The sequence below is a fragment of the Mesorhizobium denitrificans genome (assembly GCF_003403035.1).
GTDB lineage: Bacteria > Pseudomonadota > Alphaproteobacteria > Rhizobiales > Rhizobiaceae > Mesorhizobium_G > Mesorhizobium_G denitrificans.
In genome coordinates this window covers 1-17,862 of the sequence record NZ_QURN01000013.1, presented here as the reverse complement: position 1 = coordinate 17,862, position 17,862 = coordinate 1, and the positions used below count along the sequence as shown (strand labels likewise).

Here is a 17,862-nt window from a genome sequence, read left to right as displayed (position 1 = left end):
ACCCCGAAGAATTCGAACAGTGACAGAAAGCAGTTATGAAAACCTGACTATCCCGTTGATCGGTCCATCCAATTTGATAAAGACTTCATTGGGGACGGGCTTGATCATGTTTCGATTTGTTCGGATTGGACGACGCACAATCGGCGGGGCCATGCTGGCCGCTTCGTTCATCGCCTTCTTTTCTTCCAATCAGTTTGCTCTCCTGAAACTAGCTTTCGGCTTCTACGACCCGTTTTCGATCACGCAATATCGTATGAGCCGACTTTCCGACGAGGAATACAAAACTGCCATCGAGCAGTCTCTTGAAGAAGGTGATATTTCGGACGCCCAATCCCTGGTCGATTTCGCCCGGGAAAACGGTCGCGAGTTGCCAACGGAACTGGTGGAACGCACGCAGGAAAACCCTTTTGAGTTTGGGCTGCGAAACACGTTGGATCTCGTAAATGGGGCGAGAACGGGAGAAATGACGAGCATGGCGTCGGCCGGTGGCGTCCTTGCTGCCGATTACGTTGGCGTAGGCGATGTCCGCGACATCCTGATCCAAGGGAACAATCTTGTTCAAGGAGAAAGTTACGACAAAATCACTCTGGGGTTTGCGCTGGTCGGGGCGGCAACCTCTGCGACGATTGCGGCGGCTTCTGCGGGTACCTTTATTACATCCGGGGCTGCGACGCCTGTTACCGGACCAGCATTAGCCTTGGCGACAACAATCGATAACGGGGCTTCGATTGTGAAAAACGCAAACAAGATGAGGAAGTTATCAAAGCCGTTGGTGAAGCAGATTACCCGGATTTCCACGAATCTTGTTAATGTGGAGCCACTAAAGAAAGCCCTCACGCGAGTTTCGCTGCCTTTGCCGAAATGGCCTTCACTTACGTCGGTTCGCAACTCCTTGGATAATCTCGACTGGCATGACCTCGCAAAAGGAGACTTCAGCCGATTGAAGAAGCCGCTTTCGGAAATGATGCCCACCAATATGGGAGATGTAGAAACGGCGTTAAAAGGGGTGGTCAGAACCGACGAATTGGAGAACGCCAAGATTCTTGCCAAGTCAGTGGGTGGGATCGTCGCGGCCGGAGATGTGAAGACTGCCTTCCGGGCAATGGAATATGCCGACGATGCCAAGGATCTCTCCAGATTTCAAAAACTGGCAGCCAGCATGAAGGGGAAAACGTCGGCAGCAATCAGGGTTCTGGGCAAGGGCGCTATCAAACTCGGCAAACTGTTCTATCGGGTCATCATCATCCTGATCGCTGTCTTGGGCTGGGTGCTCGGCGCGTTGTGGTTTCTGTATTCCATGGTCCGCTTCTCGTATCGTATGGTGAGGCGGGTGAGGGGGGTTACCTGATGTTCTCTGGCAAGCGGTCGAATCTCGCACTAATAGCAGCCGGGGTTGGTGGCGCAGCAGTTGCCGGATTCGGCCTCTCCTTCGGCAGGGACGTTTACAAAAAGTCGAAGAAGAATCTCGAAATCATTCTTTTGCTGTTGGCCGTCATCTTCTGTCCGTTCATCGGCGGACGAGGCTTGGTCAGGGGACATGATCGAGGTGTGGTCGGAACGATCTTTCTGACGGTTATCGGAAGTGTTGTTCTGATTGCCGTTGGCTTTTGCGCGGCTGCTTTCTTGGCTTTTGAGATCGTCGTCATGGGTAAGATCAACCCCGACAATCCGTTGCCGCTCGCCCTGCTTCGCGGCTTCGCAGCTACCGCAGTCATGACGGGAATCGGTCTCGTGGTTGGATTTATCCAGCGGCCCAAACGATTAAAAGCGATTGCTGTCGGGAAGGCCAACGAGAAATTTCTGGCCGACCAAGGCTTCAGGGAAACCGAGGGGAAGGATATCACCCATTATGACCCGGACGGTCTGGCTCTGCGTTTTCTGGAAGCCCACGCTGGCCGTCTGGTTTTCATGGTTGTGGGTCGCCGAGGGAAGCGGGCTTTCATCGATCTCGATCCGGATGGCCGGATGATTGGATATTCCGGTGTCCAGTGAGCGGAACTCTCCCGAATTGAAGGTTGTCCGATACCGGGTGGCGCATTTCGCGTTGCTGGGCCTGCTGATTACTCCGGCCACGGCACAGAGTCTTGGCGAACGCATAAAAGCCAATCCAAGTTGCCATCAATTCAATGACGGATGCAGTATCTGCGCCGTGTCAACCGACGGCGTAACGTGTTCAACGCCCGGAATCGCCTGCATTCGCACTTCATGGCGATGCGCCGACACAGGCGATACCGGACAAGCAGTGCCTGATCCTGATAAAAGTGGACACGAAATTACCCCGGACCAACAGGGGGCGCAGTGACGGTTGCAGGCGTCAGCCTGACGAAAGCTGGATTTCGTGCGTGCCAACCACGCGTCCCTGCACCGTGTCGCCTTCATTGAAGTTCTCCTGAAACCAATGGGCGATCTGCTGATTGTTGCCAACGACCCGAACGGCACCGGTACTGTTGGCCGTCCGGTTGATCTTCGAGATGACCATCGGGCTACCGTCGCTAAAACGAATCCGGATCGGATCTCCATCTTTGCCGAGATGACGGCTGGCCTCGACGCCGGGATTCAGGAAACCCTTGTTGTAGTAGGTCGGACCGAGAACGACTGAGAAGGTTGCCTTGGCCGGATCAGATGCCTTGGACTCCGGTGGGATATCGGACGCGGCTGCGGCATCTGGTTTCCCAACCTCGGTTTCGTCGGCTTCCTCGCGTTCGGCGTCTTCGGTAACAGGCTGACCCCTGTCCTTACCATTCCACGGCGGATCGAATTGTCGGATCAGGCCATCTTCGAGGCCTGCGGCCAAATTGATCTCGAAATCGGCGTAGCGAAGGTGGGAGATCGGCGTGAAAACGAAAATACGGATTTCGGTTTCTTCGGCGATAGCAGCCTTGATATTGCGATGGCAGCGCAGATTCGTCGCCTGCCTTTTCCCCGGGCGGCAATAGCCGACATAGCGCTTCCGAATCGAGCGGGCGGTTTTCCCGATGTAGAGAACCTCATCGCGTCTTACGAAAGCATAGAGGGCGTTCGGAGCATCCAGCAAGACTTCGTTCGCCTCGGCGTCATCGCCGTCCAGGTGGTAGACGATGAAATCTCCGGACGGCTGCCAACGGCCGACGTCGACGAAGCCAATGTTGAGCAGCACCTCTGCGGTCAATTCCGGATTTGCCATACACTGTTGCCCCTGTGCCGAGGACATGTCTGCGCACGGGCGTCCGCCATGTCAACAATGTCTTATCTCGGGAAATCAGGCTTTGTAGGCGACTCAGCCTCTGAAGGTGAACCCTATGTAGAACAGGGCTACGTCGCTCGGTACGCGGACGCACCGGTCCGTCCGCGTACCGAGCGACTGTCTGCCGTCAGCACCCATGGCGGGTTGAGTTGGTATCGGGCAATGGCTATCTGGTGCCAACCGCAAGCGGGTTCTCCGCAAACACAAGGCACATTCCGGCATGATCCCAGATTTCCTCGTCACCCATTCCGGTGGCTTCCATGCCGATGAACTGCTGTCCAGCGTCATCCTGACTGAGCTTTTCCCGAAGGCTCGTCTGATCCGCAGCAGGGCGCCGGAATGGATCACATCCGGCCTGGACCGTATCGTCTACGATGTTGGCGGCCTCTACGACGCTGCTGCACAGATATTCGATCACCACCAGCGTGGCGCGCCGTTGCGCCAGGATGGCCAACCCTTCAGTTCATTTGGATTGATCTGGAAGCATTATGGCCGTGACTATCTCGCCGCCTTGAGCCTTCCCGATGCCCATATTGAAGCGGCCCACGCCTCGTTTGATGCAAGTTTTGTGCTCCCGGTCGATCTGGTGGACAATGGTGCGCTCAGCCCTTCGGGGCCGCTGGCGGGGCTCACGCTGCCGGCACTGCTGGAAACCTTGAAGCCGGCTTTTGACGAGACCGACCCTGCAGCCGAAGATCGCGCGTTTCAGGCCGCGCTGACGATCGCCCGCAGTTTTGTCGAGGCAGGTATCTCCCGGATCGCCGCAAAATTGCGTGCTGAAGCTGTTGTGCATCGAGCCATCGAGAAGACAGGGCAGGGGCGGATTCTCGAGCTTCCCATGGGAATGCCCTTCCGGCCAGCCATCGTGAAGGCGGGTGCCGATCATCTGCTGTTCGTGGTCCACCCGCGCGCCAGGGACTGGTGCCTGACCACAATCCGCCGAGCGAACGAAGGGTTTGAGGTGAGGGCCGATCTTCCTGCGGCCTGGGCCGGGCTGAGCAATGGCGATCTGGAGGCGGCATGCGGCGTGAAGGGCGCAAGCTTTTGCCACAACGGCCGCTTCGTCGCCGCCGCCAAGACCCGCGATGCTGCTCTCGCCATGGCTGAATTGGCGGTGAAGGAGGCTATTCCCACCGAGGCCAGGTCAGTTGGCTGCAACTGACTGTCAATGACCGTGGAATCGGGACCCTGTATTTTCGCGCAAAAGGGACCCCGGTTTTGGGGTTGATGAAGGGCACGCCGGTTAGCGCCCGATCAGGCGAAGCTGGTCGGGGTTGCACAGCCTGATCGGGTGCGGTTCGTTGGCTTTTGGCTTTAGCTTTGAGAGCGGCTCTTGAAGCGCCAGGATTCGTTTCCGGTCTCGACGATCTCGCAGTGATGCGTCAGGCGATCGAGCAGCGCGGTGGTCATCTTGGCGTCGCCGAAGACGGTGGGCCATTCGCCGAACGCCAGATTGGTGGTGATGATGACGCTGGTGCGCTCGTAGAGTTTCGAGACGAGATGGAAGAGCAACTGCCCGCCGGCCTGGGCGAAGGGCAGATAGCCCAGTTCATCGAGCACGACGAAGTCGAGCCGGGTCAGGTGATCGGCAATGCGCCCCTGGCGGCCGGCACGGGTCTCGGTCTCCAGCCTGTTGACCAGGTCGACGACATTGAAGAAGCGGCCGCGCGCACCGTTGCGGATGAGCGCCCGGGCAATGGCGATGGCCAGATGGGATTTGCCCGTGCCGGTGCCGCCGACCAGGACGACGTTACGCTGATCGGCGACAAAGGCTCCTCCGGCGAGATCGCGGATCAGGCTCTCGTTGACGGGCGTGCCGGTGAAGTCGAAGTCCTCGATATCCTTCGCCAACGGCAGCTTGGCGACGGTGAGCTGGTATTTGATGGAGCGGGCCTGCTTCTCGGATATCTCGGCCTGCAGCAGATCGCCGACGATCTTCGGTGGTTCGTGCTGGCGCTTGATGGCGACGCCCATGATCTCGTCATAGGCTGATCGCATCCCGTAGAGCTTCAGCGTGCCCATCAGTTCCAGAACCTCGGTGCGTTCCATGGCTGTTTGTCCTCCTGAGACTGTCATAGCGGGCGCAGTCAGCGATCGGCTCGTGAGCCAGCTTCAGCGCTTGGGGAATGGAAAGGATCGTGCCCGGCGCCGGGTCGCGGCGGCGGGCCAGGATGTTGAGGATCACCGCCGCCGACGAGACGCCGTGATCGAGCGCCTCCTGACAGGCCGCCTCGACCGCGTGCAATCCGTCGCTCAGCACACAGGTGAGGATCGACACCATCTGCCGGTCGCCGTCATCGGCAGCCTTGAGCTTGCGGCGCACTTTCTCCATGGCCGACGGCAGAACCCAATTCTTGAACGGTGCGCCGTTGCGCAACCCGCCGGGTTTGCGGGCCAATACCGGGACGTAATGCCAAGGGTCGTAGATCACCTCGTTGCGGCCGAAGCAGCGGGCATGTTCGCCCACGACCACGCCGTCCTGGCGGATGACGATCCGATCGGCATAGGCATGGATCTCGATCGGCCGGCCGACGGCGCTCGACAGCACCGAGTATTTGTTGTTGTCGAAGCGCACCGTGCAGGTCTTCGACACCGAGGCCGGGACACAGTGGAAGCCGTCGAAGCGCCCGGCATAGGGAATGAAGCTGCCGCGCTCCTCCTCGAACACCTCCCAGATCGTGCGGCCGTCCTGTTCGGGGTGCCGGTGCACCTTGGCGTAGGAGACGCATTTGTCGGCCAGCCAGCCGTTCAGGTCCTCCAGCGTCTTGAAGCGCAGCCGCGGCGTGAAGAAGCGCTCGCGCACCAGCCCGACCTGGTTCTCGACCTGTCCCTTCTCCCAACCCGACGCCGGCGTGCAGGCTTCCGGTTCGACAAGGTAATGTCCGCACATCTGCGCGAAGCGGCGGTTGTAGCGGCGATCCCTGCCGATGAAGATCGCATCCACCGCAGTCTTCATGTTGTCGTAGATGCCGCGCGTGCAGGCCCCACGAAAGAAGGCGAACGCACGATCATGGGCGTCGAACACCATCTCCTGCGTCTCGCGTGGGTAGGCCCGAACAAAGAACATGCGGCTATGACAGAGCCGCATGTGCGCTACCTTCACCGTAACCGTCACGCCGTCCAGCAGGACGACCTCGTGGCTCCAGTCGAACTGATAGGCTTCACCGGGCGCAAAGCTCAGCGGGATATAGGCCTCGGCCGCGGCGCTGCCGCGTTGCTCCTCCCAGTTCTGCGCATGACGCCACACCGAGCTGTAGCTGCCGTCGTAGCCAAAGCCGCGAAGCTCCTCATAGATCCGGATCAGCGTCAAACGCTCACGCTGCGGCTTCGCCGAATTCGCCGACAACAACCCGTCCAACTTCTCGCGCCACGCCCCCATCCGTGGATAGGGCTGTTGCTTGCGTTCGTACCGGAACTCCGTCTCGTCCGAGCGCAGCACCTTGCGGACCACTTTCCGCGAAATCTTCAACTCCCGGCAGATCGCCTTGATCGACTTCCCCTGGACCAGCGACAGCCGGCGTATCTTTGCAATCGTCTCCACAACCAACATCCAAAACACAAATGCCTCCGATCAAACCGGAGGCACTTTGATGACCCCACGTTAAGGGGTCCCGTTTGGACGAAAATTACCCCTCAACTGGGGTCCTCATTCCATGAAAAATCACACCATTGCCAAGGTTGGGACCAGTAACAGTTAGAACTGTCTTGAACGTCATGGATCTACCCCTGTTTGAGAAACTGTCGTGTGGGAAATGCCCGAGCGTGGGGCGTTTCAGTTCGACTGGTGCATCTTCAGTTCTCCTTCGCCTCGCGCCCGGAGAGTTGCTCCACCAGGATGCGGAAGAAGACATGCTCGGAATGACCCGACTGCGGTGGCGCCACCGGCTTGAGGGCGCCGGGCTCCCACCAGTCGAAATGCCTGCTGAGCAGCGACCATGCGTGATCCCGCTCTGTCTTGTGGCCAATCCGGTCCGGCAGTTCCTCGAAACGGCCGTCGACGACGACGCTTTGCCATTCCCTGCCATGGCCGCCGCGCTCCTCTACGACGAGCGAGACGTGTGGATTGGCTCGCATGAAATCGATCTTCTTGCCGGGCATCGAGAACGCGTAGAGATGAATGTCCGCATAGGCAAAATAGAGGGGCACGACATAGGGCTTGCCGTCCTTCGCGCAGGCGAGATGGGCGAGCCGGCTCGCGGACAAAAGTTTGGTACATTCAAGCGTGCTCAATGAACGGACATGCATCGCATCTTCCTTTCGGATTCCACTTGCCGAGGGCTCCATTGGTGCGGCCTGCTCACACCCAGGCCGCGCAAGAGACACCTGGGCCACGGCTTCTATTGATTTTGATGAGATCAAACGGGAATGGGCGCGATATTTGGCTGGTCAAATCACGATAGACCATTGTGACGCGCCGACCGATTGTCTCCTGATCGCAGCCACAAATTTCCGCGGCTTGACCCATGGTGAAACCCCACACCTCGGTCAACGACAGAGCCTCACGCGCGGTCCGTGGCAGACGCATGAAGCGTGTCCGGAAAACGTCTTCGCCCTCTGGAACGCGTTGCCCTCCAAGCGTCGGCGAGATCGGATCCACAATCCCCTGTCGCAGAAATTGATGACGCACGACGCTGAATGCAGCGATCTTGAGCGCGTGACCTCGTTCGCCTTGATGCTTGGACCAGATCTCGACCAACGACGAATGAACAAGCGCATCGGCATGCCACCGGTCCAGTGTCAGGCAGAAGGCATATGCCCTCAGGGAGGGAAGGAGCGTAAGAAGAGCGCGTTTCAGCCCACAGCACATGATTTCATGCTCCCTAAATCAGGTTCTTGCCTGCGTCCGAGCGCATCATCGCGTGGTTTTGGCGACCCCGCTTTGAGCGGGATCAAAAAAGGCGGCCGTTGTCGGCCTGGCATTCTCAGGATCAGGGCATTTTCGGCGATGCTGTACGCCTACCGCAGAAACTGACGAAAACGCTGCAACGAGAATGCAAATAGCAGGAGGCCGATGACCGCGAGCGCGGCAAGCTGTGGCCAGACGACAGCGAGGCCGGCGCCGCGGAAGAGCACCGCTTGCGCCAGGATCACGAAATGTGTGTTGGGCGCTGCATACATGATGGTCTGGATGATTTCGGGCATGTTCTCGCGCGGCGTCACGCCGCCCGACAACAACTGAAGCGGCATCAACACCATCATCACGAGCAAGGCGAACTGGGGCATAGAACCGGTTACCGTCGCCAGGAACAGGCCGAGACAGGTCATGGCGAAAATGTCGAGGCCGGCCGCGACCATGAACAGCGTCACCGATCCTTGAATGGGTACCGCAAGCAGGCCCTGAATGACCACGACCAGGCAGAATGCCGTTGCCACCAGCACAACCAGGCCCATCGACCAAACTTTGCCCACCATGATTTCGAATGCGGTGACGGGCATGACAAGAAGGTGTTCAATCGTGCCGTGCTCGCGCTCGCGGATTAGGGCGGCGCCGGTGAGGATGACGGAGAGCATCGTGATGGATTCGATCATTTCGTTGATGGCGCCGAACCATCCCTTGTCCAGTTCAGGATTGAAGCGGGCACGCAGGTCGATCTCCACTGGCAATCGTGTTTCGGTCCTGTGATGCGCAAGAAATTCCTCGATTTCACCGTTTACAATGGACTGGACGTAGCCACCCCCGGTGAAGGCCTGCGACATGCGCGTGGCGTCTATGTTGAGCTGAATGGTCGGCGAGCGCCCAGCCAGCAGGTCGCGCTGGAAGTCAGGGGGAATGTCGCGAGCGAAGGTATCGAGCCCGGCATCCATTCTGAGGTCCATCTCCGGCTGCGCGATAGGCTTCGGCGGCATGAAATAGGGAAGGTAGAAGGCGTCCTGGATGGGGTCGGAACAAGAACTGTTCCCAGCGACACGCTAAGGTCGAACGGAGCATGAACGTCATGCGGCGTGGCGTAACCGAGCCGGAAGTCTGAGCGACCGGAAGCCTTCAGGCATCTGATGTTCTGCATCCCAGGTGTAGATCCCGGTCAGATTGATGTGTTCCCAGCTCAGCGGCGAGACGTGCTTGAGCAGATGATCCGGAATCTCGCGGTGCATTTTGCGCAAGTGGGTGACGGCCCGTTCGATATAGACCGTATTCCAATGCACGATCGCGCCAACGACGAGATTGAGGCCGGAGGCGCGGAACGCCTGGCTTTCGAATGATCGGTCGCGGATTTCGCCGCGCTCGTGGAAGAAGACAGCGCGCTTCAGTTTATGCGCGGCTTCGCCCTTGTTGAGGCCGGCTTGGCAGCGCCGACGCAATATCGGACTTGAGTACCATTCGATCATGAACAGCGATCGCTCGATCCGACCGAGTTCCCGTAGCGCCCTTGCGAGCTGGCTTTCCTTCGGAGATGCGGACAGCTTCTTCAGGATCGTAGACGGCACCACGGATCGCGTCGTGATCGACGCCGCCAGATGGAGCAGATCGTCCCAATGGTCGAGAATCAAAGTGGTGTTGATCGGCGCCCCGATGTGGTTCGACAGCGCCGGATATGCGTCGCCTTTCTCGAATGTGTGGAACTTCCGATCTTTGAGATTGCGCAGTCGCGGTGCGAACCGCTTGCCGATCAGGGCGAACAGCCCGAATACGTGATCACTCGCGCCGCCCGTATCGGTAAAGTGTTCCTGGATCTCGAGGACCGTGTCCTGATCGAATAGCCCATCGAGCACGTAGGCCGCCTCGCTTTCGGTCGGACTGATGGGCAGAATGCTGAAGTAGCCATACTGATCGGAAAGATGGCTGTAGAATTTCGATCCGGGTTCGCTGCCGTAATGCAAATTGATGTCGCCGCGCTTTGCGGCTCGATCGCTCGCGCGGAAGAATTGGCCATCGGACGATGAGGTTGTTCCGTTGCCCCACAGTCGAGAATGCGGATGGCGGGTGTGTGCATCGGTGATACATGCTTGCGCCGCGCGATAGGTCTCCGACCGAGCGTGGAAGGTGCGCATCCAGCCGATCTGGTGAGCGCTGATTCCTTTGGACGCGCTCGCCATTCGCTTCGGACCGAGGTTGGTCGCATCGGCCAGCACGCCGGCCAGCATGGCCGAGACATTCCTCGGAGTGTCACCCGTGCGAACATGCGTGAAGCAGTCCGCAAAGCCGGTCCATTCGTGCACATCCCGCAGAAGGTCCGGCACCTCGACCAACGGATAAAGCTCGCTGATCTCGGCGTTCAGTTCCTCGGCCGCCGCCGGAACCTCGCCAGCCGTTGGCGTCACGATCAACATGCCGGCTTCAAGACGAACACCTTCGAGCTTTCCGGACCGTGCTCTGTGCGCGAGGCGCTTCAGGTTGAAGTCGAGCATCTGACGCGCTTCGGCAAGCCACTGCGCGCCGTCACCTTGGACGCCCAGCCCGAGGCGGTCCTCCTCCTTCATGGTGGTGAATGTTGACCGCGGCATAAGATGCTCGTCGATCGGCCGGAAGGATCGGCTGCCATCGACCCAGATGTCCGCAGATCTAAGTCGGTCCCGCAAAGCCGCGAGCGTTGCAATCTCATAGAGACGGCGATCGGGCTTCTCCTGCCCGAGGATTAGCCGTCGATCAGCTTGGCTGAGGTGGGTGACCGGGACGCGATCCGGAAGGATCCGCCGCTTCTCGGCATAGAGCCGTTTCAGCAGCGAAATCGCCGCAAGAAGGGGATCGTGGCGGCGCGCTGAGCGGAACGTGAACGCCTGCAGGAACGCACCGGCATATTTGTTGACGGTCGCATATTGCTCGGCCGCCAAGGTCAATGGCGACGCCTCATTGTCTTCGACCATCGACTCAAGCTCAGGCTTCATCCGAAGCAACCGATGCCACCCAACTTCCTGATCGAGAACCTCCAATGCGTTCCGGCCATAATCGTTCGCGGACTGCAGGGCTGTGATCGTGTCCAGGAACATGCGCAGTGCCTTGGCGGTATCCGGCCTGCAGTCCATGTGCCGCTGCTTCTTGCGGTTATTGGCTTGCGAGAACAGCCGACCTATCAACTTGATGAACATCGACACTGCATCGTCGGTGAGCTTCTGGCCGAGCTTGATAATCTGCGCCACGATCAGCGCGTGTCGACGGCTGGCATTGAAGTCGTTGGCCAACCATGCCGGTGTGGCGTTGCCCTCACGGATCATCTGATCCCATCGTCCAGATGGTATGCGCACCTGCAATTTCGCGTCGATTTCCAGGTTGCGCAGGAAGGCAATGCGTTCTGTCAGCCCGACTAGGTTTGACGCACCTGGCGCTTCTGGCGCCGAGCGCAGCCAATGAAAGCGCGTCTGGCCGAGGGCCGGGTCAACCTCCAACAGCCTGTCCAATGACGCAAGCTGATCAGGCGAGATACCCTCGATAAGTTCTTTCTCCGCCCGTCGGCGAGCTATCGCGCGACCGCCGAGGCCGATCTTCTCGATGGAATGCAGCGAAGGCAGGAGTGCGTTTCGTTTCCGGAACTCGGCAACGACTGCTGTCGCGATCGGCAACCCGTGATCGCCGTTAGCCGCCGCATCGATTGCAGCCACAAGAGCGGCGCGGCGATCGTCTCTAGATGCAGTCCGGAGACCGAGGTAAGCCATCAACGATCGGCTGTGATCGAAACGCGTCTGCACTCGATGCGCATAGAAGGCGTAGAGGCGCGCGTCGATACCGAGCTGATCCGCAAGATAGGTGATCACAGCCGGAGGTGGCGGCTCGTTGTCCCACAAGAGCCGCCCTGTTTGTCGCATCGTGCAGAGTTGAACGGCGAAGCCCAGCTTGTTCTGCGGTCGCCGGCGGAGTTCGCATTCCAATCTATCTGCCGGGTCCAGAGTAAAGTGACGGATCAGATTATCCTCGTCCGTCGCTATGCCCAGCAGTACCGCCGCTTCCTTTGAACTGACAAGCCGTCTTCTACCCACTCGCCTTCTCCCTCGGCACTCTAAATTCCAAGGGGAAGTGGTTGGCCATCGGCCGGAAGCTTTCAACCAGCCCGGTGGCTTCATCTACAGATCTATGCGCGTGTTCGCGCTTCGTTCGATCTTAGCGTGTCTGCGGGAACGGTTCTTGTTCCGACCCCTTCCTGGTGAAGCCGTTCGGTCTGGCACGGCCAAAGTAAATCGTTACTTCCACGATCTCTATCATCACATTGCTGCTGACCTGAAAGCCGGCGGAAGCAAATTTTGGGGACTTGAGGGCCGTGAACATACGGCGCAGGTCTCCCAAAGACAGCGCGAATGGCGCGAGTGGCGCTTCAGGTACGAGAAGGAAGACCGGGAAAACCTCGCCCAAAACGCTGTCGAACTTAATGCGGTGGGAGAGTCGGAACAGTTTCTACCGGCTCTCTTTTGCTCTCCGACCATGGAGCTTGGTGTCGACATCTCGGCGCTCAATGCCGTTTATCTGCGCAACGTGCCTCCGACGCCGGCGAACTATGCGCAGCGCGCCGGTCGTGCTGGCCGTTCCGGGCAGGCTGCCGTCATCGTAACCTATTGCGCCGCTCAATCGCCGCATGACCAATATTTCTTTGAGCGGCGCAATGAAATGGTGGCCGGCGTCGTCCGTCCGCCCGCGCTCGACATCACCAACGAAGAGCTTGTGCGTTCGCACTTGCACGCTATCTGGCTCGCTGAAGCGAAACTTGCCCTCTCGCCGGACATCCCCGAAATCCTCAATCTAACGGGGACGGGCTATCCGTTGAAGAAAGAAATTCACGACATCATCGATCCGCCCGCACTCGCTGGGATGGCACATGCCCCAATGAAGCGAGTGCTCGATCAGATTCTTGCATCCGTCGATGGCCGAATGCCGGCGTGGATGAGTGATCCCGACGATTTCGTGTCTGCCGTCGCTCAACGTGCGCCCGAGGACTTTGATCGTGCCTTCGATCGCTGGCGCGAACTCTACAATTCAGCCCGAACGCAATTGATGGAAGCCAATGCGCGCTCCGAGATCACGGGGCTTTCCGGCGCGGATCGCCGTCGCATCAAAGCGGCGCAGATGCAGGCGAGCGACCAGATCACCATTCTGGAACAAGGCAAAGCCTCGAACGGATCGGACTTCTATTCGTATCGCTATCTTGCGACCGAAGGCTTCTTGCCGGGCTACAATTTCCCGCGCCTGCCCCTCTCTTACAGCTGCGACAGTGCCTTGTCGGTCCGCTCGCGCGCCTTCTTCGGCAATTTCGCATCCTTAATCACCTGTACATTGGCGGGGTTCTCTCCCACCACGATCACCGCCACCATACCCATGCTATAATGCGGCGTGCACTTTATGACATAGACTCCGGGCGTATTGAACGTCTGCTTTACTGTCTCATTGACCTTTCCCTTGAACAGCTCTGCGCCGTCAGGAATCATGTTTTTTATGGCTTCAGCGTTGTGGCCCTTGTCCTTTGGCACAAAGGTGACAGTGTCGCCGACAGCGATTTTTGACAGAAGCGGCTCGAACACCATCACCCCATCGGAGCCCTTGTTGAGCATATCAACTTCGAAGTCCGCAGCGATTGCACTACTGCCTATCAGCACTGAGACCACGCCTCCGATGAGAGTCGTTGCAATAAAATTCATCATTTTTCTCCTCGATATTTATTCAGCCGCACGACGGCAGCGTGGGTGATGGACCAAGGGCCGTGAGTCAACCCTTATCTGAACATAGCAACCATGGATGCCCGTTCAACCCAAAGGAAAACGTAAAGTTCTGCTTTGATGCCGATTTTGGCCAAGACGGAGAATACGAAATCTACGGGTCCGCATGGGTAGGGCGATCGACCCTCGCGGTGATAGTCCACAGATCTCCCACCAGCTGAGGTGAAGGCTTCCTCCCATCGTTGACGTGAAGCTGTCGGACAACCAGAACTTAGGCGTTTAGGTCTTGGGGAAAAAGGCTGCGAAATGTCGATCTCGCCACCAGTGGCAGGCGATGCGTCGGTGACCGGAAGACAATATAAGCGTAAAAGCACTTCGACCAGGTCCGCTCGACGCCGTGCGGGACGTTCAACTCCCGTATCGTCTGTGTTCGCCTGACGCCAGAACAAGATCCACCATGATATCAGGTTTTCCAGCAAGGCTTGAACGGATGCTCTCCGGATCCGTCAGGCTGAAGACGGTCGAGAGAGCGTCTGCAGTCGTGGCGTCCGGCGCAACGACCGTCAGGCGCCGGTAGGCTGCGCTGGCACCGCCGTTGCGCGGGTCGAGTATATGGCCGAATCGGCGGGCGGTATCGAAATGGAAGCCTGCTGGACTGGATGTCGCGACCGCCCGGTCGATGAGATCGAGGACGCTGTCGGGCCGCTCGGCATCCTGAAGGTCGGCAAGGCCGACGCGCCACGGGGTGCCATCGGCCTGCCCGCCGATCGCCCGACCTTCGCCCATGTCCACCATGCTGCTGGTGATACCCGCATCCCGCAGTATGGAAACCACGCGGTCGGTGACATACCCCTGGGCGATGCCGTTCAGTGTCAGCGCCATGTCCGGCCGCGCAAACACGATGCGGTCGCGGTTGAAGCGGACCGCGTCGAAGCCGACCTGCCCGACCGCCCGGGCGATCGCGTCAGCCGGCGGGCCGTCGGGATCGGCGTCCGGCGCCGAGAAGTGATCGCGATAGAGCGCCCAGAGCGGCTGTATGGTCGGGTCGAAAGCGCCGCCGCTCTCATGCCAGTGGTGGCGACAGGCTTCGAGCAGAACCACCAGCTCGGCGGGTGGTGCAACAAGGCCGCCGACCCGGTTCAGTTCGCTGATCGCGGATGTGCTCCTGTAGAGGCTGAAAACCTCTTCCAGTCGCGAGACTTCCGTCACGACACGGTCGATCAGACGCTGCGCCTTGTCCCTGTTCTCGTGATGCAGGATCAGCGTCGCCGGCGCACCCAGCGCCTGCCCTTTCCAGGTGACCGCATGGGTTGCCGCCCGCGCGGGCCGTATCAGGGGTAGGCCGGCGGCCGCGGCGAATATCGCAATGGCGCGGCGGCGGGTGACGATACTAGCCATTTGTCTGTCCTTTCCCGGGTTCTTCCAAATTTTCCGGCGTACTCTGTATCTCAGCATCGTCCGTCGTCGAACCCAGCACATAATCGCGGGGAATCTCTTCGAAGCTGACAACGCGGCCGCCGTGTTCTCCGGCGAATATATCGGCAGCCTCGCGCGTCGAGAATGGCACCGCCTCGTCTGTGCCCATGCCGCCGCGTAGCCCACTACCGATCACGAAGAAAGCTATGCGCGCATCGATCCAGTTGTCGGCTCCGGGATCTTCCCATGTAGTTGCCTTGGCCATGTCGGACACATAGATGGCCGCGATGTCCTTGGGTTCTTCCGGCAGCATCGTGAAGGCGAGCGTATCTCGCGCCGAACTGAACCAAATGGGCTCTGGGATTTGGGACATGATGACCTGGCCTTTGGGGCCGGGATGTTCCAGAACATTCATGCCACAATAACGGCCCATCGCGTCCTCGGTGAGTGCGTAGGGCGCTGGTGGCGCTGCTTCCTTCTCCTCACTACAGCCGGTTAGGAGAAGGCCGGAGAACAAGAGTGCGATGACGGGAGCGATCTTCATAGCTCTCTCCTTGAGAATATCCTGAGCGCCAGCGTCAGCGGCGCGGCGATCCAGGCGACGAGAGCGGCAACGAGCATCGGCCCATTGAGCCCCGTATGTCCGGCAATACCGCCGAGCCCCGAAAGAGCCCCGGCCTCTCCGGAACCCAGGTTGAGCAGTCGGTAGGCATCGGTCGGGTTGAGGACGAGCAGGATATCGAGAAGCCCGGACGGTAGTGGCCGGCCTTCGGCCGCCACTAGGACCCCAAGCAGAGCCATGTCGTATATCAACACGAAGAACAGCCAAACGCCTATCGCGATGCCGCCGGCCGTGCTCCGCTCGCTGGAAAGCGCGCTCGTTACATAACCTATGGCTATGAATACCATACCGAGTAGGATTGATGAAGTGATCATCGCCAGGAAGGCCCACCAACTGGCCAAGCCGATCTCGGTCCCGGTCAGCGCCAGTGCCGCAGCCGCCGTGCCATAGCCGAACAGGGTGGCGAAGGCGAGGATCGCCAGATGGCCGAGGAACTTGCCGAAGATGATCTGCCGCCGGCCGATCGGGTAGCTAATCAGCAGCAGCATCGTGCCGCGTTCTATTTCGCCGACGATCGCATCGTGCGCAAGCAGCAGCGCAATCAGCGGCACCAGGAATATGGTCAGGCTCGACAGGCTGACGATGACGACGTCGAGCTGGTTGACGCCGACATTGCCGGTCGGCGCACTGCCGAGGAAGGACAGGGTGAGCGCAAGCGCCGCCAGCAGCAGCGTGGTGGCCAGCACCCAGCGGTTCCGCAGGCCCTCCTGGATTTCCTTGCGCGCCACGATCAATATATTGTTCATCGCATCATCCCCCGCCCGCCGAGGAAATGGGCGTAGAGTTCATCGAGCGTCGGCTCCACCACATGCAGCGCCGCAACCGCGGCGGGATCGGTCGTGACGTCCCTGAGGATCGAGATTTTGTTTTCGGGCGCGACCTCCGCCTCGAAGGTGCGGTCCCTGACAGCCTTCCAGGCGACCTGCCCACCGCTCGGGGCGGTTATTCCCGCGCCGTCCGCCAGCGTGACGCTGATCCGGGTCGGCAGGCGAGCGATGCCCCGCAGCTTCTCCAGAGTGCCGTCGGCGATCGTCACGCCCTCGTTGACGATGATCACCCGGTCGGTGCGATCTTCGAGTTCCGTCAGCGCATGCGAGGACAGCAGGATCGTCGTACCTGCCGAGCGCAGGCCGGACACCAGTTCATAAAAATTTCGTCTCAACGCCGGATCAAGTCCGCTGGTAGGCTCGTCGAGCAGCAGCACGCGTGGTGCGCCGAGCAGCGCCTGGGCTAGTCCGAGCCGTTGCCGCATGCCCTTGGAATAGGTCCGGACGGGGCGGTCGGCTGCAGCTGGCGCAAGCCCGACGCGCTCGAACAGGCCCGCCATGTCCGACACATCCACACGTTTCAGCCGCGCATAGAAGGCAAGCGTCTCCCGCCCGGTCAGCGCCATGTGGAAGGATACGCTCTCCGGCAGGTAGCCAAGCCGCTGGCGCACGGCGAAGTCGCCGCGGGCCGGGTCTTTACCCAGCACCTGCACAGTGCCCTGCGTCGGCCGGATAAGGCCGAGCATCAACTTGATAAGCGTCGTCTTGCCTGCGCCGTTATGGCCGACGAGGGCCACCGTCTGTCCCTGTTCAAGCTCGAAGGAGACATCCTTGACCGCCTCGATCCGACCGTAGCGTTTCGCCACGCTTGATAATGTGACCGTGGGGGCCGTCACTGTAAACCGTCCTTCTGTCTTGCAGGTGCCATCAACGGATGGCTGTCCACTACGCCGCCCGGCAACAGCGCCGGAAACTGGACCTGCGCCCAGCGGATGATCTGCACCGCCGGGCTCGATGTGAGTATCTTGGCCTGCGGTGACGTCCACAGGACTTTGTCCATCAGGTCGTTCGGGCGATAGGCGTTGTCGCCGATTCCATCGCCATCAAGGTCAAAGGCGGGGTTGTCGCTCCAGTAGTTGCCGCGCCCATTTACCGACCAGTCGAGATAGCGGGTGCCGACATATTTCACCTGGTTGCGATTGTCGATGAAGGCATTGCCGGTCATCGTATTGCCTTCCGACCCGGCGGTGAAATGGATG

Annotated in this window: 15 protein-coding genes and 2 pseudogenes; 5 read left to right on the top strand and 12 right to left on the bottom strand. The window is 59.6% G+C overall.

The window, feature by feature from the left end; genetic code table 11:
* Window positions 1–19: 19 nt before the first annotated feature.
* A complete protein-coding gene (locus DY251_RS15925) occupies window positions 20–1,348 on the top strand; it encodes a hypothetical protein (protein ID WP_147307445.1) in 1,329 nt (442 codons plus the stop codon).
* Window positions 1,348–1,992, top strand: a complete 645-nt coding sequence (locus tag DY251_RS15920; RefSeq protein ID WP_116624913.1) for a hypothetical protein — start codon at window positions 1,348–1,350, stop codon at window positions 1,990–1,992. The genes DY251_RS15925 and DY251_RS15920 overlap by 1 nt, the downstream gene beginning before the upstream one ends.
* A 322-nt stretch (window positions 1,993–2,314) precedes the next feature.
* Here DY251_RS15920 and DY251_RS15915 read toward each other — a convergent pair whose 3' ends face one another.
* Window positions 2,315–3,163: a GIY-YIG nuclease family protein gene (locus DY251_RS15915; protein ID WP_116624912.1), complete on the bottom strand. Its 849-nt coding sequence runs from the start codon at window positions 3,161–3,163 to the stop codon at window positions 2,315–2,317.
* 280 nt (window positions 3,164–3,443) lie between these two features.
* Here DY251_RS15915 and DY251_RS15910 point away from each other — a divergent pair, with 280 nt between their 5' ends.
* Window positions 3,444–4,385, top strand: a complete 942-nt coding sequence (locus tag DY251_RS15910) for an MYG1 family protein (protein WP_116624911.1) — start codon at window positions 3,444–3,446, stop codon at window positions 4,383–4,385.
* Window positions 4,386–4,537: 152 nt separating this feature from the next.
* Here the strand turns inward: DY251_RS15910 and istB are convergent, their stop codons facing one another.
* The 3 genes from istB to DY251_RS15895 all read right to left on the bottom strand — a co-directional run bounded on the left by istB (window position 4,538) and on the right by DY251_RS15895 (window position 7,468).
* Window positions 4,538–5,272, bottom strand: a complete 735-nt coding sequence (gene istB / locus DY251_RS15905) for an IS21-like element helper ATPase IstB (RefSeq protein ID WP_116624910.1) — start codon at window positions 5,270–5,272, stop codon at window positions 4,538–4,540.
* On the bottom strand, window positions 5,205–6,773 hold the full coding sequence (gene istA, locus DY251_RS15900; protein ID WP_116624909.1) for an IS21 family transposase: 1,569 nt from the start codon (window positions 6,771–6,773) through the stop codon (window positions 5,205–5,207). The genes istB and istA overlap by 68 nt, the downstream gene beginning before the upstream one ends.
* A 242-nt stretch (window positions 6,774–7,015) precedes the next feature.
* Window positions 7,016–7,468, bottom strand: coding sequence for a pyridoxamine 5'-phosphate oxidase family protein (locus DY251_RS15895; RefSeq protein WP_116624908.1), 453 nt, complete (start codon window positions 7,466–7,468; stop codon window positions 7,016–7,018).
* Between DY251_RS15895 and DY251_RS21320 the strand changes: the two genes are divergently transcribed.
* Window positions 7,446–8,195 (top strand): hypothetical protein, encoded by a 750-nt coding sequence (locus DY251_RS21320; protein ID WP_147307444.1) that lies wholly within the window; start codon window positions 7,446–7,448, stop codon window positions 8,193–8,195. The two genes, DY251_RS15895 and DY251_RS21320, sit on opposite strands and share 23 nt — an antisense overlap.
* On the opposite strand, the pseudogene DY251_RS15885 reads toward DY251_RS21320, so the two are convergent.
* Together DY251_RS15885 and DY251_RS15880 are read right to left on the bottom strand one after the other, a co-directional pair.
* Window positions 8,180–9,100, bottom strand: a pseudogene (locus DY251_RS15885) (ABC transporter permease); the annotation flags it as partial. The gene DY251_RS21320 and the pseudogene DY251_RS15885 sit on opposite strands and share 16 nt — an antisense overlap.
* 57 nt (window positions 9,101–9,157) lie before the next feature.
* Window positions 9,158–12,133 (bottom strand): Tn3 family transposase, encoded by a 2,976-nt coding sequence (locus DY251_RS15880; protein WP_116624905.1) that lies wholly within the window; start codon window positions 12,131–12,133, stop codon window positions 9,158–9,160.
* On the opposite strand from DY251_RS15880, the pseudogene DY251_RS21785 reads away from it, so the two are divergent.
* A pseudogene (locus tag DY251_RS21785) lies at window positions 12,081–12,668 on the top strand (helicase C-terminal domain-containing protein); the annotation flags it as partial. The gene DY251_RS15880 and the pseudogene DY251_RS21785 overlap by 53 nt on opposite strands.
* A gap of 674 nt (window positions 12,669–13,342) precedes the next feature.
* Here DY251_RS21785 and DY251_RS15870 read toward each other — a convergent pair.
* The 6 genes from DY251_RS15870 to DY251_RS15845 all read right to left on the bottom strand — a co-directional run.
* On the bottom strand, window positions 13,343–13,780 hold the full coding sequence (locus DY251_RS15870) for a pseudoazurin (RefSeq protein ID WP_116625011.1): 438 nt from the start codon (window positions 13,778–13,780) through the stop codon (window positions 13,343–13,345).
* A 426-nt stretch (window positions 13,781–14,206) separates the two neighbouring features.
* Window positions 14,207–15,196, bottom strand: a complete 990-nt coding sequence (locus DY251_RS15865) for an FAD:protein FMN transferase (protein WP_116624904.1) — start codon at window positions 15,194–15,196, stop codon at window positions 14,207–14,209.
* A complete protein-coding gene (locus DY251_RS15860; RefSeq protein ID WP_116624903.1) occupies window positions 15,189–15,758 on the bottom strand; it encodes a nitrous oxide reductase accessory protein NosL in 570 nt (189 codons plus the stop codon). The genes DY251_RS15865 and DY251_RS15860 overlap by 8 nt, the downstream gene beginning before the upstream one ends.
* Complete coding sequence (locus tag DY251_RS15855) at window positions 15,755–16,582, bottom strand: ABC transporter permease (RefSeq protein WP_116624902.1); 828 nt, start codon at window positions 16,580–16,582, stop codon at window positions 15,755–15,757. Before DY251_RS15855 ends, DY251_RS15860 begins: the two co-directional genes overlap by 4 nt.
* Entirely contained in the window at window positions 16,579–17,499 is a 921-nt protein-coding gene (locus DY251_RS15850; RefSeq protein ID WP_116624901.1) for an ABC transporter ATP-binding protein, read from the bottom strand. Before DY251_RS15850 ends, DY251_RS15855 begins: the two co-directional genes overlap by 4 nt.
* On the bottom strand, window positions 17,496–17,862 hold a 367-nt coding region (locus tag DY251_RS15845; RefSeq protein ID WP_281004474.1), incomplete at its 5' end, for a NosD domain-containing protein. The genes DY251_RS15850 and DY251_RS15845, both read right to left, overlap by 4 nt.